4 protein-coding genes and 1 pseudogene are annotated in these 5440 nt (G+C 58.8%); 3 read left to right on the forward strand and 2 right to left on the reverse strand.

Translation table 11 applies throughout. The features are described from left to right. From EET13_RS29500 to EET13_RS29510, 3 genes are all read left to right on the forward strand, one after another. A partial coding sequence (locus EET13_RS29500) for an IS1634 family transposase (RefSeq protein ID WP_122445546.1) occupies nt 1–1347 on the forward strand: 1347 nt, incomplete at its 5' end. A gap of 842 nt (nt 1348–2189) precedes the next feature. Beyond that, nucleotides 2190–3026: a cyclic diguanylate phosphodiesterase gene (locus tag EET13_RS32140; protein ID WP_425294284.1), complete on the forward strand. Its 837-nt coding sequence runs from the start codon at nt 2190–2192 to the stop codon at nt 3024–3026. Nucleotides 3027–4196: 1170 nt separating this feature from the next. After that, entirely contained in the window at nt 4197–4955 is a 759-nt protein-coding gene (locus EET13_RS29510; protein ID WP_244604196.1) for a hypothetical protein, read from the forward strand. Nucleotides 4956–5039: 84 nt separating this feature from the next. On the opposite strand, the pseudogene EET13_RS29515 reads toward EET13_RS29510, so the two are convergent. Next, nucleotides 5040–5255 (reverse strand): annotated as a pseudogene (locus EET13_RS29515) (IS3-like element IS1141 family transposase); the annotation flags it as partial. Nucleotides 5256–5322: 67 nt separating this feature from the next. Next, nucleotides 5323–5440 (reverse strand): ATP-binding protein (locus tag EET13_RS29520; RefSeq protein ID WP_244603924.1); only part of this gene is annotated, 118 nt, incomplete at its 5' end.

A 5440-nucleotide genomic window follows, 5' to 3' on the forward strand; every position in this document is an offset into this window, starting at 1 on the left:
CTCAAGTCGTGCAGCGGGTTGCTCTACGACGCCCTGTCCGACGTGTATGCCAGCCTCGGTTTCAGCACTGCGGTCGGCGATGATGTGTTCCGCGATTTGGTGATCGCTCGGGTGGTAGAGCCGACCAGCCTGCTCGATGTCGACCGGGTCCTGGCCGAGCTGGGCCGCACTTCAGCTTCGTTGTCGACGCGTAAACCGACCCTGCGCCGGGCGTGTGGCGGTGGATACCGTGATCAGATCGCTTCGGCCTGCTTCCAGAATGCCTGTGCTACAGGCGATATCAGTCTGGTTCTTTACGACGTCACCACGTTGTATTTCGAGGCGGAAAAGGAAGACGACCTGCGTCGCGTCGGGTACTCCAAGGAACGCCGGGTGGATCCGCAGATCGTTGTCGGGCTGTTGGTCGACCGGACCGGGTTCCCGCTGGAAATCCGCTGCTTCGAAGGCAACAAAGCCGAAACCCTGACCATCATCCCAATCGTCACCGCGTTCCAACAGCGCCACGGCATCGCCGATATGGTCGTCGTCGCCGATGCCGGCATGCTCTCGGCTTCGAACCTACGCGACCTCGACGCCGCCGGGTTGCGATTCATCGTCGGATCCAGAGTCACCAAAGCACCTGGCGATCTCGCATCCCATTTCCATTGGCATGGTGATGTTTTCACCGACGGGCAGATCATCGACACCATCACGCCACGCGATCAACGCGGCACCGCCGCCAAGAGCAGCGACCCGAGACGGCGAGCCGAACCCGTCTGGAACCCCACGACGCACCCGAAGTCCTGGCGGGCGGTGTGGGCGTACTCGACCAAACGCGCGGTGCGCGACAACAAGACGCTGAACCTGCAGGAGGCCAAGGCCCGCGCCGTTGTCGCCGGCGATAGAGCCGCCCGCACACCACGATTCGTGACCATCCGCAACGGCGCCCGGGAACTCGACACCGCGTCGATCCAACGGGCACGTCGACTGGTCGGGCTCAAAGGGTATGTCACCAACATCGACGCCGGACTCATGCCCGCGCCCGAGGTGATCGCCAACTATCACGATCTGTGGCGGGTCGAGCAGTCCTTCCGCATGTCGAAATCCGACCTCGCGGCCAGACCCATGTTCGCCCGCACCCGCGACGCCATCGAAGCCCACCTCACCATCGTGTTCACCGCCCTCGCACTGAGCCGCGAAATCCAGACCCGCACCGGACTGTCCCTTCGCAGGTTCCTGCGCAGCCTCAAGCCTCTGCGTTCGGCGACCATCGACATCAACGGCGTCATCGCCACATACCCACCCGCCATAGAACCCGAGGTCACGGTGATTCTCGACGCCCTGCAGACCGGAAACTCAAGGCACTAAGCCAAATGACCCAACTCGGGTCTGAGGCCGACCAGTCCGCGTGCGCGGGCGATCCTGGCTTCATTCAGGGTTCGGTGATCGCCGTTGACGGTGACCAATCGGGTGATCTTGGCTTGTTCGTCGCCGGCCACGACCGCTTTGGCGCGGGCCTTCTGGGCGTCGAGGGATTTCTGATCCTGTCGCGCGCCGGGCGGTCTTGTACTGCCGGATCACCGGCCATGCGTTGGGATGGGCGCCGGCAGTCCAGATTGGTTCGGCTTTAATGTTCACGTTGTTGACCATTCCCAAGGCTGGGGGAATCTGTGGCCGCTGTAGCACCCGGTTAGACCAGCGCCTCAATCCGACGGCGCTACCATACCCGGTCGCGGGAATACGCGTTTTAGCGGATGCTTTTGATGCTGAAGTTTGGTCGGATGTCACGGGCTCTTAAGCCTTGCGGTCTGGTGTGGGAATCCGAGCCCCTTAACATTGAGGAGCGACCTGGCAGGATGGGTGCAGCAGAGACGAAAACTGACGACGACTTGAGCTGTGCAATCGCCGATGCCGTGAGATTTTGCGGCCTCGGGTCCGACAGCGGTTATTCCCAGCGGCTCGCGACCATGTTGCGACGCGCGTATGAGCAGGGCAGCTCAAACCTGGCCATTCGGGTCGGCGCTTCCCTGGCGCGGCGGGCCGCCACCGGTCCCGACCCCGCACGCGTGTTGGGCGATGTTGCCGGCGCGGTCCAACACCACTTCGGCGGCCTTGGATCGTCGACACGGCTTGCCTCGCTGTTGCAGGACCTCTGCATAGGCTACGTAGGCACCTTGTCGGACCGACCGAAGGCCGAGTCGGCTAATTCGCTGGATAACAGCCGTATTGGAATTGGTGATGAGCGTCGCGCGGCCCATACCCTCGACCAACGGGACGCACAATACTTCCAGCCAGCCGCGATGCGCACAGCATTGGATCGCGGTGAATTCTTTGCTGTTTACCAGCCGATCTTCCGGTTAGCAGACACCTCAATAATCGGTGCCGAAGCGCTGCTGCGTTGGGCGCACCCAAAGTTGGGCACCCTCCTCCCCGGTCGTTTCATTGAGATCGCTGAAAATAATGGGCTGATTACGTCGCTTACGGCCTTCGTAATTGAGGAAGCCTGCCGCGTAGCCCGTGAGTGGCGTGACGACAGCAGCGAGTTGCAGCCATTCGTCAGTGTTAATATCGCCAGTAGCGTTATCTGCGATCCTGGATTTCTTCCCCTAGTCAAAAATGCGCTAGCCGGAAACGGCCTACCCGCTATCGCTTTGCAGCTTGAACTTGGCCATGATACAAGCCTTGGCAATGACGAGGCGGCATTGAGTGCGTTGCAAGAGCTGTCCGCCCTAGGTGTGGGCATCGCAATAGACGACTTCGGCACGGGTTTCTCCAGCTTTGCCAACCTGCCGAACCTTCCGGTCGGGGTCGTCAAACTCGCCGGCAAGCTCGTGGAGAACCTTGGCGGAAGCATCCGCGACCGGGTAGCCGATGAACAGGTCACCCGAGCGATGATTGAACTCGCCCGCGGATTGGGTCTGGCTGTCACTGCAAAGCACGTCGAAACCCCGCGACAACTTGATCGATTGCATGCGTTCGGATGCAATAATGCGCAAGGATGGCACTTTGCGCAACCACTGCCAGCCTCTTCGTTCCTGGCAGGTTGAGTCGTGTGGCATGTGGAGTTAATTGCAGTTGACGGGCTAAGAGCCGACATAATTCACGATGATGTTATCGACCTGCTCACAACCTGTGTTAATGCGGGAAACCGGCACCAATGAGTGGACTGCCGTGCAGGTTATCTGGACTGGTTCAGCGTAGGCAATTGCAGCGCTTTGAAACAGCACGTTGGGACGAGGGCCAGGCTCTGGATAAACTCGATGAACCGTATCCAGAGAAATTCAACACGAGATTAAGACTCACATCCGAGGTAATGTGTGCGATTTCGAATACTCCAGGCATCGACATGCCAGTTGACGCGCACCTCCCGTCGGCCGACTCTACGCTTGCACCTATTGGTTGGTGGCTGCTGTCGCCGGATAACCCAGGCGGTGCCGCCAATCGTTGTTAGCGCGCGTTAGTCCGGTCCATGGTGTACACGATGCCACGGGGAGCCGCGGGCAGCGCCGCTGGTCGGGTGCAAGCAAGCCAAAATTCTTGTTGTCAAGAATTACACATAATGGGAGCCCCGCTCAAGGAACTTTTAGGGCCTCAGATATCGCCATGGCCTCTGCTGGAACCGACGAGCATCTTGCATTCAGCTCAATGCGCCGAAAATCCCAAGTTGACTGCCACGATCATATCCGGCATGAATGCGTGGACAAATTAGTAGTTACGCTAAGTACCCGGCTGTCCACCATATGTGCGGAATCCGACGTAATCCGATCCCAGGGATTGCGGCCCAAGTTAATGGGGTCACAACAGGCCTCCATGCCCCATGAATTACCATTGGCCACGATTCAATCAACCCTTCCCGGTCAGCACGGGGGCGGTCTGCGAACTAGATTTAGTCGCCACAACACGCTGTTGCCGTTTCCGAAGGTATCGGATCCGGGCACTTCCCAACGGTATACCAGCGGATCACTCGTGCGCAAGCTAGCCCAAATTGAGCGGTTTGATTTTCGAGACGCTCAGACGCGTTATTCGGACATAATACTTTGTTCGCTATCAGCGAACATCATTTTTGCTCATGGCCCTCCGAACTGGATTCGTCTATAGCCAGCCGACTATGAAAGCTTCACTAATGCTGAGATCGACGAAAACGTTGTCAGTTCGAAAATTTGTGCCATGCTCCGAGGCTCACTCATCACCGCCCACCCCTAACAGATTGGATAAACATGATGACCACCGCTTACCGTTATGACGCCATGTCGAAGATATGCCGCCTTCGAGACAATCTTATTGTGTGGGTTCCAGACGCAGAATGCCAACTCGTAGTGTCGCAGCCCTTAGTTGACCCCACATTGTGGAATGAATATCTGCAAGGCGCATTTACTAGTTATAGCAAACACGGCGTCGAATGCGTCCTGGATCTTGACTCCATCAAGGATGGCAACGATACGCAGCTATTCTATGCGGCGGTGAATACTGACGGGCATGTCGTCGGAGGTGCTCGCGTGATCGGGCCGCTACAATCGCCTGACGACTCGCATGCAATGATCGAGTGGGCAGGGAACCCTGGCGTGCATACGATGCGCAAGATGATCAACGACCGACTGCCGTTCGGGGTCGTGGAAGTAAAGACCGCATGGGCTGATAACAATTCGCGGAGCAGTGGTTCAATCACGACAGCGTTGGCGCGCATCCCCTCATCAATCATGGCCTTGCTGGAAGTTCGGTTCGTTATGGCGACCGCGGCGGCCCATGTGCTGGACCGTTGGCGCTCTTCGGGGGGATTGGTGGCTGACAACATCCCACCGGCGGCGTACCCAAACCATCACTATCAGACCAAGATGATGTGGTGGGATCGTAGTACCTTCGCTAGGCATGCTGAGCCCAAACAACTGTCAAAAATGTTGGTCGAAACGCGCGCACTGATGCACGACTACAGGCCGCTGAGCAACACTCCTCTAGCGCTCGCTGGAAGCGGCCGCTGACGCAATGGTGCGCTGGCATGGGCTACACCCCCGACATTGCAGACCGGAACCTGTCAACGTTTCTGAGACACGATTTTCGGTGGTTTAGCGAGTCGGTTCTTCCTCCTTCGAGGGTGAGTTGATGGCCCTGAAGGTCGGCAGGGCGGGCGGTTGGGGTGGCTTGCGGATGAAGCGCTCGGGATGGATGCGATAGGCGGTGTCGAGCACGCTAGCTCGGTGCCGGCGGATCTCGTCGGCGCGACCGTAGTGCACGTCGGCGGGCACATGCAGCCCGATGCCAGAATGTTTGTGTTCATGGTTGTCAATGGCCATGTAGAAGTCCCCGCTGGTGGCCAGGAAAAGTCTTCACTCCGTTGCGGGTGATTGGCTAACTGGGTTTGGCGGCTCCCTTCTTGCGGTCGGCGTGGCGCATTCGGTAGGACTCGCCGGAGGTCACCACGATGGTGGCGTGGTGTAGCAGGCGGTCAAGGATGCTGGCGGCGGTG

The organism is Mycobacterium attenuatum (assembly GCF_900566085.1).
Taxonomy (GTDB): domain Bacteria; phylum Actinomycetota; class Actinomycetes; order Mycobacteriales; family Mycobacteriaceae; genus Mycobacterium; species Mycobacterium attenuatum.

Coding starts and splice junctions, on each gene's coding strand:
- EET13_RS29510 (WP_244604196.1), top strand. CDS start 4,197: ATGATGACCACCGCTTACCGTTATGACGCCATGTCGAAGATATGCCGC.